Here is a 20,077-nt window from a genome sequence, read left to right as displayed (position 1 = left end):
GGAGCGGGGCCCCGGACCGCCCGTCTCTGACCGGGGCGTCGGTCTCCGCACGGCGCGTCCGCCGTCCGTCTCCGACCGGACGGGCCGGGCGGGCCGGCTTCCGCTCAGGCCGTCCGGCCGCCGCTCCAGCCCGCCTTGCGGTGGCGTTCGGAGAGGCGGGAGCCGGACTCGCGGCGGGCCGCGCGGCGCAGGAGCGGGACGGCGAGCAGGAAGCCGAGGACGGCCCAGGCGGTGAGTATCAGCGCCACGGTCGGCAGCTCCCAGGAGCCGGCTGGTTCCGCGGCGCGTGCGGCGTCCGGGAGGAGGGCCGAGCGCAGGCCCTGGGCCATCCACTTGAGCGGGAAGACCGAGGCGATCTTCTGGACCAGCACCGGCAGCGACGTGAGCGGGAACATCGCGCCCGAGGTGATCAGCAGACCCATCGAGGGCAGCATGATCAACGCAAGCGCCTCACGGGGGTTCGGCAGCACGGCGCCGATGGCCGCCCCCAGCGGCACGACGGCGAGGAGCCCGAGCGCGCTGACCCACAGCAGCGTCAGCCACCCGCCGGGGCCGTGCGGCAGCGGCCCGTCCACCAGCACCGCGGCGGCTCCCAGCAGGACGACCAGGGTCCCGAACGCCATGGCGACCACCAGCAGGGACTTGGCGACGAGGTAGGCGGGTATGCCGCCGGGGGTGGCGCGCAGCCGTAGCAGAGCGCCTTCCTCGCGCTCGGTCACCAGGATCTGCGGGAGATTGACCAGGCCGATCTGGAACAGCAGATAGGCGGCGAAGCCCGCGAGCGTCAGATGGGCCATCGGGACCCGGGTGCCGGGAACCTTGTCGCTGATATAGCCGGCGAGCAGCAGCGCGACGACGACATTGACCAGATGGCCGCTGAGCTCCTTCGGATTGCGGATGAGGTGGCGGAGTTCGATGCCACCGCGCAGGAGGCCGGCGCGCCAGTAGCGACGGCGGGGCGATCCCGCTCCCGCGGGGGCGCCGGCCGGGGCCACCCGTCCCGCCGTGTCGTCCCCCTGGGCCATGCCCGTCACCACGGCCGCTTCTGCCGACGTCGTCACTCCGGTCCCCCTCATGCTTCCTTCTCCCCGTCCGGGGCTTCCCCGTCCGAGGTCTCTGCGTTCGAGGTCTCTGCGTTCGAGGCCTCTGTGCCGGAGGCCTCCCCGCTCCAGGCCCCGGCCCGGCCCGCACCCCTGACCTCTGCCCCTGCGCCCGCACCAACTCCGTCCCCGCTCCCGGCTCCGTCCTCCCGGTGCACCATGTGCAGGTAGGTGTCCTCCAGCGTCGGGCGGCGGACCTCCAGATCGGCCACCGGTCCCTGCGACTCCCGGTGGAGCTCCCAGACCAGCCGGGAGGGGTCCGCGGTGCGTTCCCGGCGGGCCGTGCCGTCGGCCGTCGTCCAGCGGACCTCGGCCTGCGCGGCGGCCCGACGGGCCAGCTCCGCCGGGGTGCCGCCGGCCCGGATCCGGCCGCTGACCAGCACGGCTATCCGGTCCGCCAGCCGCTCGGCCTCCGCCAGGTCGTGGGTGGTGAGCAGGACCGTGACGCCCTCGTCGCGGGCGAGCCGTTCGACCAGGTCGTGGAAGTCGCGCCGGGCCTCGGGGTCGAAGCCGGTGGTCGGCTCGTCCAGGAAGAGGAGTTCCGGGCGGCCGACGATCGCCAGTGCCACGTCGAGGCGCCGGCGCTGCCCGCCGGAGAGCCGGTCGACCTGCTGCCCGGCCTGCTCGGTGAGGCCCACCAGGGCCAGCAGCCCGGCGGGATCGCGGGGAGCGGGGTAGTACAGGGCGAAGTGCCTCAGCAGCTCGGCCACCTGCCAGCGGCGGTGGTCGCGCCAGGACTGCAGGACCAGGCCGATCCGGGCACGCCAGGCGTCGTCGCCGCGCGCCGGGTCCGTCCCCAGGACGGTGACCTCCCCCGCGGAGCGCTGCCGGAAGCCCTCCAGGATCTCGACGGTGGTGGTCTTTCCCGCACCGTTGGGGCCGAGCAGCGCGAAGATCTCGCCGCGGTGGATGTCCAGGTCGATGCCGTGCAGGACGTGTGTGGCGCCGTACGACATCCTCATGTCGCGCACCCGGATGACGGGCGGGCCGGCGGATCCGGCCGGGCCCGCGGCGGACGGAGCGGTCGCGGACCGAGGGGCGGCCGGCTGCGAAGCGGTCGTGGACGGGGCGGCGGTCGGCTGTTCGGTTGTCGTCATCGGCTCGCCTCCGCGTGCTGGTGCTGCTGCCCTGTCCCGGTGGCCGCCGTGGTCTCCGCCGACGCCGCGGCATCGGCCGCCGGCGCGGGCGCCGCCGCGGGCCCCGCGCCCTCGACGATGGCCCGCAGCGCGGCCACATGCCCCTCGAAGGCGGTCCGGCCGCGGTGCGTCAGCCGTACCTTGGTGCGCCGCTTGCGGCCGCCGCCTTCCTTGCGGATCTCCAGATACTCCGCCTCTTCCAGGGTGTGCAGCTGCTTGGAGAGCGCGGAGTCGCTGAGCGAGAGGCTGTCGCGGATGAACGGGAAGTCGGCCCACTCCGTGGCGGCGAGCAGCGCCACCACGGACAGCCGGGTGGAGGGGTGGATCAGTTCGTCGAAGCCGCTCGGGGTGCTCATCGGCCTGCTCCCTTCCGGAGAGTTCTCGTACCGCGGTCGCGCAGTGAGCCGACCGCCCAGCGGTTCGCCGGCCCGACGAAGAGGGCAAAGACGCCCGCCGAGACGGTGGCCTGGATCAGGCTGCCGAAGGGCAGCGCCAGCCAGTCGACCAGCAGGCCGGAGCCCAGGATGGTCAGCGCGGTCACCGCCATGCCCGCGAAGAAGATGGCGAACGACCGCCAGCTGTGACGCGAGCGGTGCAGGCGCATCCGCGTCCTGCGGTTGTAGAGCACAGCCAGCGAGCCGAGCAGGGCGACATAGACCGTGAGCGACAGCCAGAACGCCCACCCGGGCAGATCGAGGCCCGATACGGCGACGAACACCCACATCACCGCGGCCGTGGTGTAGGCCGACCCCGCGTCGTTCCGGGCGGTCCGCTCGATCTCGTCGTACACCCGCTCCTGCGGTACCCGGATGCGCTGCAGATCCTTCCAGGCCTGTTCGGCATTGACTGATGTGCTCATGTTCCTCGCCTCCCCAAGGCGGTCCGGACGGGGGCGGGTTCGGACGATTCCCCGTTGACTTGCCCACTAGGAAAGTTAGCGCAGACTTTCCCGGTGGGCAAGTCAGAAAGCCCCGGCGGGTTGGCCGGTTCGTGCGGCTCGCGCCGGACGGCCCACCGTGCCCTGTTGACTAGCGCTATTCATCAACCTCAATATGTGAATAGCTCAATCCATTCGACGTCAGGGAGGCACGGCCCATGTCGGGACCGCGACCCGTGCGGGCACCGCGCGGTACGGAGCTGAGTGCTCGGGGATGGCAGCAGGAAGCCGCGCTGCGCATGCTGCAGAACAACCTCGATCCGGAGGTGGCCGAACACCCGGACCAGCTCGTCGTCTACGGCGGCACGGGCAAGGCCGCGCGTGACTGGCGCTCCTTCGACGCCATGGTGCGCACGCTCACCACGCTGAAGCAGGACGAGACGATGCTCGTCCAGTCCGGCAGGCCGGTCGGCGTGATGCAGACGCACGAATGGGCGCCGCGGGTGCTCATCGCCAACTCCAACCTCGTCGGCGACTGGGCCAACTGGGAGGAGTTCCGCCGCCTGGAAGCCCTCGGGCTGACCATGTACGGCCAGATGACCGCCGGTTCGTGGATCTACATCGGCACCCAGGGCATCCTCCAGGGCACTTACGAGACCTTCGCGGCCGTCGCGGCGAAGAAGTTCGGCGGCACCCTGGCCGGGACGATCACGCTCACCGCCGGCCTCGGTGGAATGGGCGGCGCCCAGCCGCTCGCCGTCACCATGAACGACGGCGTCGCGATCTGCATCGACTGCGACCCCCGCGCCATCGAGCGCCGGATCGAACACCGCTACCTGGACGTGCAGGCGGACAGCCTCCAGCACGCCCTCCAGCTCGCCGTCGAGGCCCGCGACCGGCGCAAGCCGCTCTCCATCGGCCTGCTCGGCAACGCCGCCGAGCTGCTGCCGCGGATGCTCGCCGAGGGCGCGCCGATCGACATCGTCACCGACCAGACCAGCGCCCACGACCCGCTGGCCTACCTTCCGGCCGGCATCGACTTCGGCGACATGGCCGCCTACGCCGCCGAGAAGCCCGCCGACTTCACCCAGCGGGCCCGCGAGTCCATGGCCCGGCACGTCGAGGCCATGGTCGGCTTCATGGACGCCGGCGCCGAGGTCTTCGACTACGGCAACTCGATCCGCGGCGAGGCCCAGCTCGCCGGATACGAGCGGGCCTTCGCCTTCCCCGGCTTCGTCCCCGCCTATATCCGGCCACTGTTCGCCGAGGGCAAGGGGCCGTTCCGCTGGGCCGCGCTGTCCGGCGACGCCCGCGACATCGCCGCGACCGACAAGGCGATCCTGGACCTCTTCCCGGAGAACGAGTCGCTGGCCCGCTGGATCAAGCTGGCCGGCGAGCGGGTGCACTTCCAGGGCCTGCCCGCCCGGATCTGCTGGCTCGGCTACGGCGAGCGCGACAAGGCCGGTGAGCGCTTCAACGAGATGGTCGCCGACGGGACGCTCCAGGCCCCGCTGGCCATCGGCCGCGACCACCTCGACTGCGGCTCCGTCGCCTCGCCCTACCGCGAGACCGAGGCCATGAAGGACGGCTCGGACGCGATCGCCGACTGGCCGCTGCTCAACGCCATGGTCAATGTCGCCTCCGGCGCCTCCTGGGTCTCGCTGCACCACGGCGGCGGCGTCGGCATGGGCCGCTCGATCCACGCCGGACAGGTCACCGTCGCCGACGGCACCGCGCTGGCCGGCGAGAAGATCCGCCGGGTGCTCACCAACGACCCCGGCATGGGCGTCATCCGGCACGTCGACGCGGGCTACGAGCGCGCCGACGAGGTGGCCGCCGAACGCGGCGTCCGTATCCCGATGCGCGAAGGCGAAGGCGGGGACGCGTGACCGCCTCGTTCCACGAGATGTGGGAGGAGCTGCGGCCGCTGGGCCGCGACTCCTCCTCCGGGGGCTACCGCCGCTACGCCTGGACCGGCGCCGACGCCGACTGCCGGGCGTGGTTCCGGGCCCAGGCCGAGACCCGTGGACTCGCGTACGAACTGGACCGCAACGGCAACCAGTGGGCCTGGCTCGGCGCCACCGGCTACCGGGACGTGGACCCGGGCGATGCCGTCGTCACCGGCTCGCACCTGGACTCCGTGCCCGACGGCGGCGCCTTCGACGGCCCCCTGGGTGTCGTCTCCTCCTTCGCCGCGCTCGATGAACTCCGCCGGAGGGGAGCGGCGTTCGACAAGCCCCTGGCGATCGTCAACTTCGGCGACGAGGAAGGCGCCCGCTTCGGCCTGGCCTGCACCGGCTCCCGGCTCGCGGCCGGGGCGCTGACCCCCGAGGCCGCGCACCGGCTGCGCGACGGCGAGGGCATCACCCTCCCGCAGGCCATGGAGCGCGCCGGATACGACCCGGAAGCCATCGGGCCGGACCCCGAACGGCTCGCCCGGATCGGCGCGTTCGTCGAACTCCACGTCGAGCAGGGCCGTGCCCTGGACCTGTCCGGCGACCCGGTCGGCATCGCCTCCGCCATCTGGCCGCACGGCCGCTGGCGTTACGACTTCCACGGCGAGGCCAACCACGCCGGCACCACCCGCCTGGAGGACCGCCGGGACCCGATGCTCAGCTACGCCGCGACCGTGCTCGCGGCCCGCGAGCAGGCCCGGCTGGCCGGTGCCGTGGCCACCTTCGGGAAGATCAGCGTGGAGCCCAACGGCGTCAACGCCATCCCCTCGCTGGTCCGCGGCTGGCTGGACTCCCGCGCCCCCGACCAGGACACCCTGGACACCGTGATCAACGGGATCGAGCAGGCCGCCGCCGAGCGTGCCGCCCGCGACGGGGTGGAGCTGGCCGTCGTCCGCGAATCCTTCACCCCCGTCGTGGAGTTCCAGCACGCCCTGCGGGACGAGCTGAGTGCGATCCTCGGCAAGACGGGGGAGCGGGCCGTGCCCGTCCTGGGCACCGGCGCCGGGCACGACGCGGGTATTTTGTCCGCAACGGTGCCCACTGCGATGCTGTTCGTCCGCAACCCCACCGGGGTGTCGCACTCGCCCGCCGAGGCGGCGGACGAGGACGACTGCGCCGCCGGGGTCACCGCACTCGCCGACGTACTGGAGGGGCTGGCGTGCCGCTGACGCCGCAGGCAACACCGACGACGTACTGGCTCGAACACGCCTGGCTCGGCACCCACGCCGAGCCGGGCGTGACGGTGGACACCGCGGACGGCCGGATCACCGCCGTCCGCACCGGTACGGACACCCCGCCGCCCGGTGCCACCACGCTGCGCGGCCTGACCCTCCCCGGCCTCGCCAACGCCCACTCGCACGCCTTCCACCGGGCCCTGCGCGGAGTGGTCCAGGTCGGCACCGGCACCTTCTGGACCTGGCGCGAGGTGATGTACAGCGTCGCCGACCGGCTCACCCCCGACACCTACTACGCCCTCGCCCGCGCCGCCTACGCCGAGATGGCGCTGGCCGGCATCACCTGCGTCGGCGAATTCCACTACCTCCACCACGCGCCGGGCGGCGCCCGCTACGACGACCCCAACGCCATGGGCGAGGCGCTGATCACCGCCGCCGCCGACGCCGGCATCCGGATCACCCTCCTGGACACCGCCTATCTCTCGTCCGGTTTCGGCGCCCCGCCCGACCACCACCAACTGCGCTTCTGCGACGGCACCGCCGAGCGCTGGGCCGAACGCGCCGACGCGCTCAAGGAGCGCGCCCACGCCCGCATCGGCGCCGCCGTCCACTCCGTACGCGCCGTCCCCGCGGGGCAGCTCGGCACCGTCGCGGACTGGGCCCGCGCGCGGCAGGCCCCGCTGCACGTCCACCTCTCGGAACAGACCGCCGAGAACGACGCCTGCCGCGCGGCCCACGGCTGCACCCCCACCCGGCTGCTGGCCGACCACGGCGCGCTGGGCAGCCGCACCACCGCCGTGCACGCCACCCACCTCACCACCGAGGACATCGAGCTGCTGGGCGACTCCCACACGGGCGTGTGCATGTGTCCCACCACCGAACGCGATCTGGCCGACGGCATCGGCCCGGCCGCCCGGCTCCAGGGCCGCGGCAGCCCGCTGTCCCTCGGCAGCGACAGCCACGCCGTCATCGACCTGCTCGAAGAGGCCCGCGCCATGGAGCTGGACGAACGGCTGCGCACCCGCACCCGCGGGCACTGGACGGCCGCCGCCCTGCTGCGCGCCGCGACCGCCGACGGTCATGCCGCCCTGGGCTGGGACGACGCCGGCGCCCTGGAGACCGGCGCGCTCGCCGACCTCACCACGATCGCGCTGGACTCCGTACGCACCGCCGGACCACCGCCCCGGCTGGCCGCCGAGACCGCCGTATTCGCCGCCTCAGCGGCGGACGTACGGCACACCGTCGTCGGCGGCCGGCAGATCGTCCGGGACGGTGTGCACACCCTTGTCCCCGACGTACCCACCGCCCTCGCAGAGTCCATCGCCGCGGTACGCGGCTGAAGGAGAACACCCCCGCGATGACGACGACCTCCACGCCGACCACCACCGCCATCACCCACATCTCCCAGCTCGTCACCAACGACCCCTCCCTCGGTGAAGGCCCCCTCGGCCTGATCCAGGACGCCACGGTCGTCATCGACGGCGACCGCATCGCCTGGGTCGGTGCTTCCAGCAAAGCACCCGCCACCGACAAGGCCGTCGACGCGGCCGGCCGGGCGGGCATCCCCGGCTTCGTCGACTCCCATTCCCACCTGATCTTCGCCGGCGACCGCACCGCGGAGTTCAACGCCCGGATGTCCGGCCGTGCGTACTCCGCCGGCGGCATCCGCACCACCGTCGCCGCCACCCGCGCCGCCACCGACGAGGCACTGCACGCCACCGTCGCCCGCTACCTCGCCGAGGCGCTGCGCCAGGGCACCACCACCCAGGAGACCAAGTCCGGCTACGGGCTCACCGTCGAGGACGAGGCCCGCGCGCTGCGCATCGCCGCCGACCACACCGACGAGGTCACCTTCCTCGGGGCGCACATCGTCTCGCCCGACTACGCCGATGACCCGGCCGGCTACGTCGACCTGGTGACCGGCCCGATGCTGGACGCCTGCGCCCCGTACGCCCGTTGGGTGGACGTCTTCTGCGAGCGGGGGGCCTTCGACGGCGACCAGGCCCGCGCCGTGCTCACCGCGGGCAAGGCCAGGGGCCTGGTACCGCGGGTGCACGCCAACCAGCTCGGCCACGGCCCCGGCGTCCAGCTCGCCGTCGAACTCGGCGCCGCCTCCGCCGACCACTGCACCCACCTCAGCCCGGCCGACATCGACGCCCTCGCGCAGTCCGACACCGTCGCCACCCTCCTGCCGGGCGCCGAGTTCTCCACCCGCGCCCGGTGGCCCGACGCCCGCCCGCTGCTCGACGCCGGCGCCACCGTCGCGCTGTCCACCGACTGCAACCCCGGCTCGTCCTTCACCAGTTCCATGCCGTTCTGCATCGCGCTGGCGGTCCGCGACATGGGGATGACACCCGACGAGGCGGTGTGGTCGGCGACCGCGGGCGGCGCCCGCGCCCTGCGCCGTACGGACGTCGGACGGATCGCACCCGGCGCCCGCGCCGACCTCGCCCTCCTGGACGCGCCCTCGCACGTCCACCTCGCCTACCGGCCGGGCGTCCCGCTCGTCTCGGCCGTGTGGCACAAGGGCGTGCGCGTCTGACACCCGCCCGGCCGCAGTGATCTCCGCGCCGGCGCACCGAGCCGGCGCGGACGGCTTCCGGCACCGGCACGAGACGGCGTTCCGCACCGGCAAGCAAGAGAGGGCCCGTCCCGGGTAACCCCGGGGCAGGCCCTCCTTTGCGCGGGCGACTGCCGGCCGCGCGGACCGGCAGGGACCGCGGTCCCTCACTCCTCGACCATCAGCCCCTTACGGAGGCGCACGAGGGTGCGGGAGAGCAGACGGGAGACGTGCATCTGGGAGATGCCCAGCTCTTCGCCGATCTCGGACTGCGTCATATTGGCGACGAAGCGCAGCGAGAGGATCTTCCGGTCGCGCGGCGGGAGTTCGGCGATCAGCGGCTTGAGGGATTCGACGTACTCGATGCCCTCGAGCCCGTGGTCCTCGTAGCCGATGCGGTCCGCCAGCGCGCCCTCGTTGTCGTCCTCCTCGGGCTGGGCGTCCAGCGAGCTCGCGGTGTACGCGTTGCTCGCGGCCATGCCCTCCACGACCTCGTCACGGCTGATGTCGAGGCGTGCGGCGAGTTCGTGCACCGTGGGGGCGCGGTCCAGCTTCTGCGCCAGTTCGTCGCCCGCCTTGGCGAGGTCCAGACGCAGCTCCTGCAGACGCCGCGGTACCCGCACCGACCAGCTGGTGTCACGGAAGAAGCGCTTGATCTCACCGACGATGGTCGGCATGGCGAACGTCGGGAACTCGACGCCACGGCTGATCTCGAAGCGGTCGATCGCCTTGATCAGGCCGATGGTGCCGACCTGGACGATGTCCTCCATGGGCTCGCTGCGGGAGCGGAACCGGGAGGCCGCGAACTTCACCAGCGCGAGGTTGAGCTCGACCAGGGTGTTGCGGACGTACGCGAATTCGTGGGTGCCTTCCTCAAGCGTCTCCAGACGCTCGAAGAGGGTCTTGGACAGAGCCCTCGCGTCCACCGGGCCCACCTCGTCGAACGGCGGGATCTCGGGCAGTCCCTCGATCTCAGTCAATCCCGCCAGATCGGATTCGGCGGGGAACAACTGGGCAGGGATCTGCTCGGTCGGGTCGGACGGGGGTGTCGACGATGCGGGCTGCCGGTGGTCTTCGGTGCGCAATTCGTCGAGCCGGGGTGACATGGTCTCCTCCATCGTTCTCGGCATATGGCTGCCGATGCCTCTACGCGAAGCTGCGGTGTGCGGCGCCTCCAAAGCCGGCCGTTTCGAATGTGTGCTTCTACGCCTACCTGGGTTTGCCTGAAGATGGCAAGTACGCGTTGTCCATATATTGGGCAATACGCGGATTGTTCGGCTACCGAGAGGCGTCGGGAAGGCGTAGGGTTCGCACGAGCGCAGTAGGTAAGCAAACAGTCGTCTAGACAGCAGGAGAGGTGCGCGCGCATGGACCGCGGGACGGTCGGCAGTGCAAGCCGGGGCCGGCTTCATGTCGAGATCCGCCATCACGGCGCCAGCGCGGTCGTGACGGTTTCGGGTGAGCTGGATCACCACACCGCAGATCTGTTGCGTGAGTCACTCGAGGGCTGTGTGGACGACGGATACGCACGCCTGGTGGTGGACTGCTCACCCCTTGAGTTCATGGACTCCACCGGTCTCAATGTGTTGCTCGGCGCCCGCCTGAAGGCGGAAGCCGAGGGGGGCGGAGTCCACTTGGCCGGAATGCAGCCGGTAGTCGCCCGGGTCTTCGAGATCACCGGCGCCGAGGCGGTCTTCACGGTGCACGACTCCCTCGACGCGGCCCTGGCCGACTGACATGGCGACGGTGTCCGGAACGTTGCATTCCGGGCACGTAGTCCGTGTCACAACTTCCGTACCCAAGAAGTGGGTGTTCTCACGGTCCGGTCGGGCAGGAGACATCTGAATCCGTTGAATCAGTCAGTATCTGTTTTCCGTGAACAGGCGAATCGGTGAGGTGAAGCGCTGATGAGCACCACCCGGCCGTATCCGCCGGGCGATCTCGGCCCGGAGCCGGGCAGCGCGGGTGCTTCCGCCGCCCCGGCTGCCGCCGCCCCGGTGGGGCAGATCCGCCGGCTGCGCCTGGCGGGCACCCGAGGGGCCGTGGCGCGTGGCCGTGACTTCGCCCGGCAGGCGCTGCACGACTGGGGCTGGCTGCCGGCCGCGAGCGCCGACCGGCGTGCCGCGGCCGAGGATGTGCTGCTCGTCGTCTCGGAACTGGTCACCAACGCCTGCCTGCACGCCGAAGGGCCCGAGGAGCTGCGCTTGCGCAGCACCGGCAAAGTGCTGCGCCTGGAGGTCAGTGACCTCGGCGCGGGCTCGCCGGCGCCGCGCAGCCCGCACCGTCCGGGCCGTCCCGGCGGCCACGGCATGTTCATCGTGCAGCGCCTGTGCCTGGACTGGGGTGTGGTGCGCAACGCCGACGGCACCGGCAAGACCGTCTGGGCGGAGCTCGCCGCGCCGTCCTGAAGGGCGGGCGGACACCGCCGGGGAAGAGCAGAGCTGAGCGCGGGCCCGAGGGCCCGCGCTTTGTCGTGTCCGGAGGGCGTACCGAGGCCCGGATTCCCCCACCGTGCGGCCCTCGGGGCGATCGGGGCTGTGCATTGCCTTCCCTCGGCAAGGTCCCCGGCGTACCTTGAGCGGCCAATCTGATGTGCCGTCAGTAACGTCCGGCGGTGCGCTCACCGGGAGAAGGGGAATCCGAGGTGGCCCGCTTCTACGAACAGCACGGCAGGCGCCCGGGCCGGGCGGCCGGTCTCGCCGCGGCCGTGGCGATGGCGGCGGGGTCCGCGGTGATGCTCACCGCACCGGCTGCCCACGCCGAGGTCGTGGACGTCAACTACCAGTGCAAAACACCGATCGGCAGCAAGGGCGCGGTCTCGCCCATCGACATCACCAGCACACCCGGCGGCGGCGCGTACAAGCTCGTCATGTCCTTCCGCAAGGGCGTCTCCTCCAGCCCCGTCGAGCTGGGCAAGGGCGCCATGAAGCCGAGCGCGCTGATCACACTGGGCGGTGCGGAGAGCGGTACGGTGCCGGTCGCCGGGCCGCCCAACGACCAGGCCATCCCGGCCAACACCCCCATCAAGATCAGTGACTTGAGCGGTACGTACACCCCCAAGGGCAGCGGCAAGGTGACCTTCACCGCCTCCACGCTCACCATCAAGGCGCTGGGCACCACCACCACGTGCACGCCCGCCAACCACCCCAAGCCCTCGCTCACCCTGGACGTGAAGGGGACCGGCGGCTCGGCCGGCGCCTCGGGAAGCACCGGCGCCGGCGCGGCCGGCGGCGGCTCCTCGGGCGGGCAGCTGCCGCAGACCGGACCCGCGGACTCCGCCCTCGCGCTGGGCACCCTCGGCGGCACCGTGCTGCTGGCCGGTGGGGCCGGCGCGCTCTGGCTGACCCGCCGTCACCAGCGGGTGTGACGCGCCGCGTGGGGCGTCAGGACCCGCGTGGCGCACCGTCGTTCTCCGCCCGCCCCCTGCCCGGCCGGCACGGGGCGGCCCCCTTGCAGCAGGAGCCGCCGATGCCCTCCCGTACCCGCACAGCGGTCAGCGGTGCGGTCCTCGCGACCGCCGCCGTGCTGCTGTGCTCCACGGCGGCCGCGGCCCGGCCGGCCGCCGCCCCGGCGCCACCGGGCTGGTCCGCGGCGCCCGCGCCCGGCGACGGTGCCGCGCCCGGCACGGCGGACCGCCCGTACTTCTACCTGGAGGGCGCGCCGGGCACCGTCATGAGCGACCGGCTGTCCCTGAGCAACCCCACCGGTCACACCGTCACCGTACGGCTGCGCGGCTCCACGCCCGGCGCGTGGCTCGCGCTCGCCTCGACGGAGGTGAAGGTGCCGCCGCACACCCGGGCGAGTGTGCCGTTCACGGTGACCGTGCCGCGCGATGCCGCCCCCGGTGAGCGCTCCGGCTCGCTGCTCGCCACCCGCGGCCGCGGGACCGGCGCGGAGGGGCGGGACGCCGTACCGGTCCATCTGCGGGTGACCGGGCGGCCGTTGTCCGCGCTGACCGTCGAGCAGGTGTCGGTGCGCCGCCGGGGCCCTGCGGCGCTCATCCGGTACACGCTGGTCAACCGCGGCAACACGGTGCTCGCGCCGCGCCTCGCGGTCCGCGCCGACGGGCTTTTCGGCCCCGTGTTGCGGCGGGCCCCCCGCGCCCTGCCGACCACGCTGCGGCCCGGCCAGGGTGTCGGTCTGACGGAGACGTGGGCCGATCCGCCCCGCCTGGACGCGGTGGACCTCCGGCTCACGGCGACAGCGGGCGGCGGCGCCCACGGGTCCGCCACTGCCACGTACACCACGGCCCCCTGGGGTGCGGTGGCGGGCGGGATGCTCCTTCTGGTGACCGGCGTGGGCGGGCCGGTCGTCGTACGCCGGCGGCGTCGGGCACGGGGCGCGAGTGAGGTGCCGGGCGCGCGTGGGGCAGAAGGCGCCGGGACCGCGAGGGGGACGGCCGGTGAGGCACCACCGCCCGGCGGCGACCGGGCGGACGCGGCGGGGCAGTTGGCGGGTACCGGACCAGGAGCGCGGTCGTGACCGGCGGCACCGGGCGGCCCCGCACCGGCCCGGCGACCCGCACCGTACGCGCCGCACGCACCACGCTCCCCGTACGGCAGCGGGCGGTGGCCCTGCTCCTCCTCTGCCTGGCACTCGCGGCGGCTCCGCTCCCGGCCGCCGCCGCGCCCGCGGCCCCGTACACCCCCGCCGCGGCCCCGTACGCCGCCACGGCGGAGGGGCATCCCACCGTCCACCTCTCCCGGAAGGAAGCCGGCAAGGGCGGCTCGCTCACCGTGACCGGCCGTGGCTGGCGGCCCAAGGCGCTGCTCACGCTGCTGATCTGCGGGCAGAACATGATCGGCGGTACCAATTCGTGTGCCAACGGCGACGGCCGGGCGGTCACCACCGACGCCCATGGCGCGTTCCGCAGGCTCCTCCCGGTCGCCGAGCCGCCCAAACCCTGCCCTTGTGTGGTGCATGCGGCGACCGTGACCGGTGAGGCGGCCGCTGCGGAGGCCGCCTTCACGGTGGCGGGCCACCCGGTGGCGCCGCTGCCCGCGGAGCGCACCGGCGGCCGGCTGACCGTGCTCGACCGGCCGCGGCTGGCGGGCAGCAGCGGCCTGCTGACCTGGTTCGGCGCCCCCGCACGGCGTCAGCTGACCCTCACCGTCGGCAATCTCGGCTCGGCACCGGTCAAGGACCCCGCCTTCCGGGTCGGCACCTCACACGGGATCTTCGCGGCGGAGTGGGAGGAGCAGCAGTGGCGGGGGACCGTACCCGCCGGGAAGAAGGCCGAGGTCACGCTGCCGGTCGAGCTGCCGGCCGGCGCGCACGGGGACTATCTGGTCTCGCTCGCATACGGCGGCAAGGTGCTGGCCGAGCAGCCCTGGGGAGTCGGCAGGCCATGGGGCGTGACGCTCTTCTGGGTGCTGCTCTGCGTGGTGGTCCCGACGGCGGTGTTCCGCATCGGGATGGCCCTCGTGGACCGGGTGCGCCCGCGCCGGCCGGGCAACATCCGCAGGCACGGCGCGGGGCGTACGCCCCCGGCCGGACGCACGCCGGCGCCCGGACGCACACGCGCGGCCGGCATCGGACCACGCATCAGGAACCGGACCGCGCGCGAGGGCTCCACGGCCGGCCCCGGTACACCGGGGGACCGTGCCGCGCTGCCGTGGTTCACCCAGGACACCGCACCGTCCACCGCATCAACCGAACGACCGGCATCAACCGAACGACCGACGTCGAAAGGTTCAGCGTGATGAGGCAACGGAGGAGAGCCGCGGTGGCCTCGGTGGCCGCGCTGGTGCTCGCGGGTGCGGGCATCATGGCAGCGGCCGGGACCGCCCAGGCCGCAGAGGTGTCGTACAAGACGGAGTGTCTGCCGCCGCCGATATCGGGGCTGCCGCCGGTCGAGGGCACCACGAAGGTGGCGGTCAGCGCGCCGGAGACGGCCAAGGTGGGCGACGAGATCGAGGTGGTCTGGAAGACCGTGGAGGGGGCCTCGAAGAACCCCGACATCCTCGATCTGGGGGAGAACACCGTCCAGCCGACCGGCACGATCAAGGTGGCCGGGGCGCAGACCGGCGATCTGGCCATGCAGGGGCCGCGGCAGAACCCGCCGATCCCCAAGGGCAGTCCGATGAAGCTGTCCGACATGAAGGGCAAGCTGAAGCTGTCGAAGCCGGGTGAGGTCACGCTGACGCCCGGCTTCTACAACATCAACGTCAACCAGCCGATCTCGACGGACACCAAGTGCTCGCCCAAGGAGACGGTGAAGCCCGCGGTGACCATCAAGGTGACCGACGGCGGGGCCGGTTCCGGCGGCACCACGAGCGGCACGACCACCGGCACGACCAGTGGGACCACGAGTGGGACCACGAGTGGCACCACCACCGGTACGACCACCGGCGGAACCACGACGGGCACGACCGGCGGGTCCACCAGCGGGACCACCGGTGGTGCCACTACGGGCGCCACCACCGGCGGCACCGACGGCGGTGCGACCACCGGCTCGTCCGGCGGTACGACCACCGGAGGCTCCGGCGGCGACCCCGACGGCACCGCGTACAAGGGCAAGGAAGTACTGGTCCCGTATGCCTGCAAGACGCCCATCGGGAACAAGAAGGCGACCTCGCCGGTCCAGATCAACGCGGTGAAGAAGGCCGGCGGTTACGACCTGACGGTGAAGTTCAGCAAGTCCGTCATGGACAGCCCGGCGGACATCCCCAAGGGCTCGGTCAAGCCGTCGATGGACGTCAAGGTCGGTGGCGCGGACAAGGGAGCGGTGAAGGCCGAGGGACCGGCGAACGCCGATCCGATCAAGTCGGGGCAGCCGATTGCCATCCCCGATCTGAAGGGCACCTACAGGCCGGGCGCCACCGGCAAGGCCACGCTCACCCCGGGCGTGCTCACCGTCAACGCCCTCGGGACGACCACCACCTGCACCCCGGAGAAGGACCCGGGAGTCTCGCTCGCCCTGGACACCTCGGCACAGCAGGGCGGCACGTCCGGCGGCACGTCCGGCGGCACGTCCAGTGGCGCCACGGGCGGGGCCGCGTCCTCCGGTGGCGGCGCGGCGGGGCCGGCCAGTGTCTCGGGCGGCAGCGGCGGCCTCGCCGAGACCGGCGCGAGCGACCACGGTGCGCTGACCGCGCTCGGCATCCTCGCCGGGACGGTCATCCTGCTGGGCGGGGCGGTCTTCACCTTCCTGCCCCGGCACCGGGCACGGGTCCGCTGACGCGGCACGTCCCCGACGCATGGGCGGGGTACGTCCCCCACGCAGAGGCGGGGTACGTCCCCAGGGACGCACGAAGGGGGCGTCGCACCGGCGGTGCGACGCCCCCTTCCGCTGTCCGGGGCCGGTCCGGCAGGCGTCAGTTGACGCTGCCCATCAGCTCCTTGATCCGCTTGCGGGACGTCCAGATGCCGAGGCCGGCGATGACGGCGAACACGGCCTCCACGGCGACCGAGGCGGCGGTGTTCAGATCGACGTTCAGCTGCGGCGACGTCAGCAGACCTGACACCGAGTCACCCGCGGTGACCGCGAGGAACCAGACACCCATCATCTGGGAGGTGTACTTGGCGGGCGCCATCTTCGTGGTGACCGACAGTCCGACCGGGGAGAGGCAGAGCTCACTGACGGTCTGGATGAAGTAGATCGCCACCAGCCACATCGGGCTGACCTTGCCGCCATGGGCAGCGGTGTCGATCAGCGGGATGAGGAAGACCGCGAACGAGATGCCGATCAGCGCGAGGCTGGAGGCGAACTTGACGGCGGTGCTGGGCTCCTTGTCCCGCCTGTTCAGCCACAGCCACGCCGACGCGACCACCGGGGCGAGCGCCATGATGAAGAGCGGGTTCAGCGACTGGTACCAGGACGTCGGGAAGTGGAATCCCAGCAGGTCGTTCGTCGTGGAGTTCTCGCCGAAGATCGACAGGGTGGAGCCGTTCTGGTCGTAGATCATCCAGAAGACGGCGGCGACCGCGAAGAACCAGATGTAGCCCGAGAGCTTGGACTGCTCCAGCTCCGTGAGCTCCTTGTCGCGCTTCATGCGGACCAGGACCGCGATCGGGATGACCAGACCGGCGATGGTGATCGGCATCAGCGCCCAGTCGGCGAAGTTCCCGGTCACACCGAGCAGGGTGTAGAAGACGGCCGCGACGGCCAGCCAGATCAGGCCCTTGCGCAGCACGGACGCCTTCTCCTGGTCGGTCGCGGGCTGGGCGACGACGCTGCTCTCCGGGCTCAAGTGGCGGGTGCCGAGCAGGAACTGGGCGAGGCCGAGCGCCATGCCGACGGCGGCGAGCGTGAAGCCGAGGTGCCAGTTGACGTTCTCGCCGACGGTGCCGATGGACAGCGGCGCCAGGAGGGCGCCGATGTTGATGCCGATGTAGAAGAGCGTGAAGCCACCGTCACGGCGCGGGTCTTGCGGGCCGTCATAGAGGTGGCCGACCATCGTGGAGATGTTCGCCTTCAGCAGGCCGGAGCCGATCGCGACCAGCACGAGACCCGCGAAGAAGGACGCCGCGGAGGGCAGGGCGAGTGTGATGTGGCCCGCGATGACGACGAGGGCGCCGATGGCGACCGTCTTGCGCGGTCCCCAGAAGCGGTCGGCCACCCAGCCGCCCGGCATGGCGAGCAGGTAGACCATCGCCATGTACACCGAGTAGATCGCCGTGGCCGTGGTGGCCTGCATGTGCATGCCGCCGGGCGCGATCAGATACAGCGGGAGGAGCGCCTTCATGCCGTAGAAGCTGTAGCGCTCCCACATCTCGGTCATGAAGAGCGTGGCCAGGCCGCGGGGGTGGCCGAAGAAGGTCTTGCCGCCATCCGCAGGGTTCCCCTGCTGGGCCGCGTCCTTCGTCAGGCTGGACGCCATGGATGCTTCCTTGCTGCTACGGGACGCGTTCGCTGGCGGATACGCGCCCGGGTGGGGGGGGACCGGCTCCGGCGTAGCCCCGCCCGCCCCCACGTGCGGGAGGTTCGGCACCCCCGCGAGGGGCCGTCAGGACGGTCGTACTCCGGATTCCACGCCCCCCGTCTAGCTAGCGCGGCGGACCCGGTCGACAGGTCGATCACGGTCCATCAGGGCTGGTGGTTCCAGCCCGGTACACAACGAGGGACCGTTGACATCAGCGGAGAGTCAAAGGTCCCGGTGGTTGAGCGATGGACGTCCTGCCACCATACGTCCGGTGGCAGCGCTGTTGGGCTGCGTGAGACAACGCTCACACCGGCACGGGGAACTGTGAGCGCCCCTGCGGGTACCACGCGCCCAGCCGCGCGCCCGGGGCGTGCCCGGCTCACGCTGCAGGAACGGTCCGTCGTCGGCCATCCGCGCTGGTCCGCCCCTCGGTCCACGGACATCGGACTACCATCGGGCCATGACCCGTGTACTGCTCGCCGAGGATGACGCGTCCATCTCGGAGCCGCTCGCCCGCGCACTGCGCCGCGAGGGTTACGAAGTCGAGGTGCGCGAGGACGGCCCGACGGCGCTCGACGCCGGTATCCAGGGCAATATCGATCTCGTCGTCCTGGACCTGGGGCTGCCCGGCATGGACGGCCTGGAGGTCGCCCGCCGGCTGCGCAACGAAGGCCATTCCTTCCCCATCCTGGTGCTGACCGCCCGCGCCGACGAGGTGGACACCGTCGTCGGCCTGGACGCCGGTGCCGACGACTACGTCACCAAGCCCTTCCGGCTCGCCGAACTCCTCGCCCGGGTACGGGCCCTGCTGCGCCGCGGCTCCACCGCCGAGCCCCAGCAGCCGCCCGCCACCCACGGCGTACGGATCGACGTCGAGTCGCACCGTGCGTGGATGGGTGACGAGGAACTGCAGCTCACGGCGAAGGAGTTCGACCTGCTGCGGGTCCTGGTGCGGGACGCGGGACGGGTCGTCACCCGCGATCAGCTGATGCGCGAGGTCTGGGACACCACCTGGTGGTCCTCCACGAAGACGCTCGACATGCACATCTCCTGGCTGCGCAAGAAGCTCGGGGACGACGCCGCCAACCCCCGCTACATCGCCACCGTCCGCGGAGTCGGCTTCCGCTTCGAGAAGAGCTAGGGGCCCGTGCGCCGCCGCCTGATCAACTCCACGCTCGCCGTGGTGCTCGTCGTGATCGCCGTCTTCGGTGTCTCGCTCGTCATCGTCGAGACCCGCACCATCCAGGCCGGCGCCCAGGAGAGCGTGGCGTCCGAGGCGGTCCGGCTGGTCGGGATAGTGGAGAGCCGGCTGGGGAGCGGCGAGAAGATCACCCCGGACATCCTCTCCGAGCAGATCACCGCCAAGCGGTACGCGAAGATCAAGGTGCCGGGCAAGGCGCCGATCGAGATCGGGACGCGGCCCTCGGGCGATGTCATCCAGTCGCAGGTGAGCGGGGACCGCGGTGAGTCGGTCACGGTCCAGGCCTCGCGCTCCATGGTCAGCGCGGAGATCGGCCGGACGCTGCTGGTCATCCTGGCCGTGGCGCTGCTGGCGATCATCGCTGCCGTCATCCTGGCCGTCCGCCAGGGCCGCCGGCTGACCGCGCCGCTCACCGACCTCGCGGAGACCGCCGAACGGCTCGGCTCCGGTGACCCCCGCCCGCGCCACCGCCGCTACGGCGTCCAGGAGCTGGACCGGGTCGCCGATGTGCTGGACGCCAGCGCCGAGCGGATCGCGCGGATGCTCACCGCCGAGCGGCGGCTGGCCGCGGACGCCTCGCACCAGCTGCGGACACCGCTGACGGCGCTGTCCATGCGGCTGGAGGAGATCACCGTCACCGACGACCCGGACACCGTGAAGGAAGAGGCCACCATCGCGCTGGCGCAGGTGGAGCGGCTGACGGACGTCGTGCAGCGGCTGCTGACCAACTCCCGGGACCCGCGCAGCGGCTCCGCGGTCGCCTTCGACCTGGACGAGGTGGTCAAGCAGCAGATCGAGGAGTGGCGGCCGGCCTACCGCAGTGCGGGGCGGGCCATCGTGCGCTCGGGCAAGAAGGGGCTGCGGGCCGTCGGCACACCGGGTGCGGTCGCCCAGGTGCTGGCCACCCTGATCGAGAACTCGCTGATGCACGGCGACGGGACGGTCGCGCTGCGTACCCGCGTCACCGGCAACCAGGCGGTCGTCGAGGTCACCGACGCCGGGCCCGGGGTGCCGCCGGACCTCGGCTCGCGGGTCTTCGAGCGCACGGTCTCCGGCCGGAACTCCACCGGGCTGGGGCTGGCCGTCGCACGGGATCTGGCGGAGGCGGACGGCGGACGGCTGGAACTGCTCCAGCAGCATCCGCCGGTCTTCGCGCTGTTCCTGGCACGTGAGGCGGAGCCGGCCGAGGAGTGAGGCCGGGGGCGGGCG

18 protein-coding genes are annotated in these 20,077 nt (G+C 72.3%); 12 read left to right on the top strand and 6 right to left on the bottom strand.

Annotated elements, in window-relative coordinates:
- Positions 1-104: 104 nt before the first annotated feature.
- The 4 genes from ABZ851_RS25545 to ABZ851_RS25530 form a co-directional block, all read right to left on the bottom strand.
- Positions 105-1,076, bottom strand: coding sequence for an ABC transporter permease (locus ABZ851_RS25545; RefSeq protein ID WP_361131766.1), 972 nt, complete (start codon positions 1,074-1,076; stop codon positions 105-107).
- A complete protein-coding gene (locus ABZ851_RS25540; protein ID WP_361132017.1) occupies positions 1,073-2,056 on the bottom strand; it encodes an ABC transporter ATP-binding protein in 984 nt (327 codons plus the stop codon). Before ABZ851_RS25540 ends, ABZ851_RS25545 begins: the two co-directional genes overlap by 4 nt.
- Before the next feature lie 137 nt (positions 2,057-2,193).
- Positions 2,194-2,592, bottom strand: coding sequence for a transcriptional regulator (locus ABZ851_RS25535; RefSeq protein WP_361131764.1), 399 nt, complete (start codon positions 2,590-2,592; stop codon positions 2,194-2,196).
- Positions 2,589-3,095: a hypothetical protein gene (locus ABZ851_RS25530; RefSeq protein WP_361131761.1), complete on the bottom strand. Its 507-nt coding sequence runs from the start codon at positions 3,093-3,095 to the stop codon at positions 2,589-2,591. Before ABZ851_RS25530 ends, ABZ851_RS25535 begins: the two co-directional genes overlap by 4 nt.
- Positions 3,096-3,331: 236 nt before the next feature.
- Between ABZ851_RS25530 and hutU the strand changes: the two genes are divergently transcribed.
- Genes hutU through hutI form a run of 4 tightly spaced genes read left to right on the top strand, consistent with a single transcriptional unit; the run spans position 3,332 to position 8,785 of the window.
- On the top strand, positions 3,332-5,002 hold the full coding sequence (gene hutU, locus ABZ851_RS25525) for a urocanate hydratase (RefSeq protein ID WP_361131758.1): 1,671 nt from the start codon (positions 3,332-3,334) through the stop codon (positions 5,000-5,002).
- A 17-nt stretch (positions 5,003-5,019) separates the two neighbouring features.
- Positions 5,020-6,237 carry an allantoate amidohydrolase gene (locus ABZ851_RS25520; protein ID WP_361132013.1) on the top strand — a complete coding sequence of 406 codons (1,218 nt, stop codon included), beginning with the start codon at positions 5,020-5,022 and terminating at the stop codon, positions 6,235-6,237.
- On the top strand, positions 6,228-7,583 hold the full coding sequence (locus tag ABZ851_RS25515; RefSeq protein ID WP_361131755.1) for a formimidoylglutamate deiminase: 1,356 nt from the start codon (positions 6,228-6,230) through the stop codon (positions 7,581-7,583). Before ABZ851_RS25520 ends, ABZ851_RS25515 begins: the two co-directional genes overlap by 10 nt.
- A gap of 17 nt (positions 7,584-7,600) precedes the next feature.
- Positions 7,601-8,785 (top strand): imidazolonepropionase, encoded by a 1,185-nt coding sequence (gene hutI / locus ABZ851_RS25510; RefSeq protein WP_361131752.1) that lies wholly within the window; start codon positions 7,601-7,603, stop codon positions 8,783-8,785.
- A 185-nt stretch (positions 8,786-8,970) separates the two neighbouring features.
- Here hutI and ABZ851_RS25505 read toward each other — a convergent pair whose 3' ends face one another.
- The gene (locus ABZ851_RS25505) at positions 8,971-9,909 is read right to left on the bottom strand and encodes an RNA polymerase sigma factor SigF (protein ID WP_336050658.1); all 939 of its coding nucleotides are present in this window, start codon (positions 9,907-9,909) and stop codon (positions 8,971-8,973) included.
- Positions 9,910-10,170: 261 nt separating this feature from the next.
- Between ABZ851_RS25505 and ABZ851_RS25500 the strand changes: the two genes are divergently transcribed.
- The 6 genes from ABZ851_RS25500 to ABZ851_RS25475 all read left to right on the top strand — a co-directional run bounded on the left by ABZ851_RS25500 (position 10,171) and on the right by ABZ851_RS25475 (position 15,983).
- On the top strand, positions 10,171-10,539 hold the full coding sequence (locus ABZ851_RS25500; protein WP_018093152.1) for an STAS domain-containing protein: 369 nt from the start codon (positions 10,171-10,173) through the stop codon (positions 10,537-10,539).
- Between the two features lie 171 nt (positions 10,540-10,710).
- A complete protein-coding gene (locus ABZ851_RS25495) occupies positions 10,711-11,211 on the top strand; it encodes an ATP-binding protein (protein WP_336050595.1) in 501 nt (166 codons plus the stop codon).
- 236 nt (positions 11,212-11,447) lie between these two features.
- Positions 11,448-12,170: an LPXTG cell wall anchor domain-containing protein gene (locus ABZ851_RS25490; RefSeq protein WP_361132010.1), complete on the top strand. Its 723-nt coding sequence runs from the start codon at positions 11,448-11,450 to the stop codon at positions 12,168-12,170.
- 101 nt (positions 12,171-12,271) lie between these two features.
- Positions 12,272-13,285, top strand: coding sequence for a hypothetical protein (locus ABZ851_RS25485; protein ID WP_361131747.1), 1,014 nt, complete (start codon positions 12,272-12,274; stop codon positions 13,283-13,285).
- Positions 13,282-14,505: a hypothetical protein gene (locus ABZ851_RS25480; RefSeq protein WP_361131744.1), complete on the top strand. Its 1,224-nt coding sequence runs from the start codon at positions 13,282-13,284 to the stop codon at positions 14,503-14,505. Before ABZ851_RS25485 ends, ABZ851_RS25480 begins: the two co-directional genes overlap by 4 nt.
- Positions 14,505-15,983, top strand: a complete 1,479-nt coding sequence (locus ABZ851_RS25475; protein ID WP_361131741.1) for a hypothetical protein — start codon at positions 14,505-14,507, stop codon at positions 15,981-15,983. Before ABZ851_RS25480 ends, ABZ851_RS25475 begins: the two co-directional genes overlap by 1 nt.
- 136 nt (positions 15,984-16,119) lie before the next feature.
- On the opposite strand, the gene ABZ851_RS25470 is transcribed toward ABZ851_RS25475, so the two are convergent.
- Complete coding sequence (locus ABZ851_RS25470) at positions 16,120-17,625, bottom strand: oligopeptide:H+ symporter (RefSeq protein WP_361131738.1); 1,506 nt, start codon at positions 17,623-17,625, stop codon at positions 16,120-16,122.
- Between the two features lie 502 nt (positions 17,626-18,127).
- Here ABZ851_RS25470 and ABZ851_RS25465 point away from each other — a divergent pair.
- Both ABZ851_RS25465 and ABZ851_RS25460 read left to right on the top strand, forming a co-directional pair.
- Positions 18,128-18,808 (top strand): response regulator transcription factor, encoded by a 681-nt coding sequence (locus tag ABZ851_RS25465; RefSeq protein WP_088797977.1) that lies wholly within the window; start codon positions 18,128-18,130, stop codon positions 18,806-18,808.
- Positions 18,809-18,814: 6 nt separating this feature from the next.
- Positions 18,815-20,062, top strand: coding sequence for an ATP-binding protein (locus ABZ851_RS25460; RefSeq protein ID WP_361131735.1), 1,248 nt, complete (start codon positions 18,815-18,817; stop codon positions 20,060-20,062).
- Positions 20,063-20,077: the final 15 nt, after the last annotated feature.

The organism is Streptomyces sp. NPDC047049 (assembly GCF_040643995.1).
GTDB lineage: Bacteria > Actinomycetota > Actinomycetes > Streptomycetales > Streptomycetaceae > Streptomyces > Streptomyces mooreae.
This window is presented reverse-complemented; position numbering and strand designations above follow the sequence as displayed.

Coding starts and splice junctions, on each gene's coding strand:
- ABZ851_RS25545 (WP_361131766.1), bottom strand. CDS start 1,076: ATGAGGGGGACCGGAGTGACGACGTCGGCAGAAGCGGCCGTGGTGACG.
- ABZ851_RS25540 (WP_361132017.1), bottom strand. CDS start 2,056: ATGTCGTACGGCGCCACACACGTCCTGCACGGCATCGACCTGGACATC.
- ABZ851_RS25535 (WP_361131764.1), bottom strand. CDS start 2,592: ATGAGCACCCCGAGCGGCTTCGACGAACTGATCCACCCCTCCACCCGG.
- ABZ851_RS25530 (WP_361131761.1), bottom strand. CDS start 3,095: ATGAGCACATCAGTCAATGCCGAACAGGCCTGGAAGGATCTGCAGCGC.
- hutU (WP_361131758.1), top strand. CDS start 3,332: ATGTCGGGACCGCGACCCGTGCGGGCACCGCGCGGTACGGAGCTGAGT.
- ABZ851_RS25520 (WP_361132013.1), top strand. CDS start 5,020: ATGTGGGAGGAGCTGCGGCCGCTGGGCCGCGACTCCTCCTCCGGGGGC.
- hutI (WP_361131752.1), top strand. CDS start 7,601: ATGACGACGACCTCCACGCCGACCACCACCGCCATCACCCACATCTCC.
- ABZ851_RS25505 (WP_336050658.1), bottom strand. CDS start 9,909: ATGTCACCCCGGCTCGACGAATTGCGCACCGAAGACCACCGGCAGCCC.
- ABZ851_RS25500 (WP_018093152.1), top strand. CDS start 10,171: ATGGACCGCGGGACGGTCGGCAGTGCAAGCCGGGGCCGGCTTCATGTC.
- ABZ851_RS25495 (WP_336050595.1), top strand. CDS start 10,711: ATGAGCACCACCCGGCCGTATCCGCCGGGCGATCTCGGCCCGGAGCCG.
- ABZ851_RS25485 (WP_361131747.1), top strand. CDS start 12,272: ATGCCCTCCCGTACCCGCACAGCGGTCAGCGGTGCGGTCCTCGCGACC.
- ABZ851_RS25475 (WP_361131741.1), top strand. CDS start 14,505: ATGAGGCAACGGAGGAGAGCCGCGGTGGCCTCGGTGGCCGCGCTGGTG.
- ABZ851_RS25470 (WP_361131738.1), bottom strand. CDS start 17,625: ATGGCGTCCAGCCTGACGAAGGACGCGGCCCAGCAGGGGAACCCTGCG.
- ABZ851_RS25465 (WP_088797977.1), top strand. CDS start 18,128: ATGACCCGTGTACTGCTCGCCGAGGATGACGCGTCCATCTCGGAGCCG.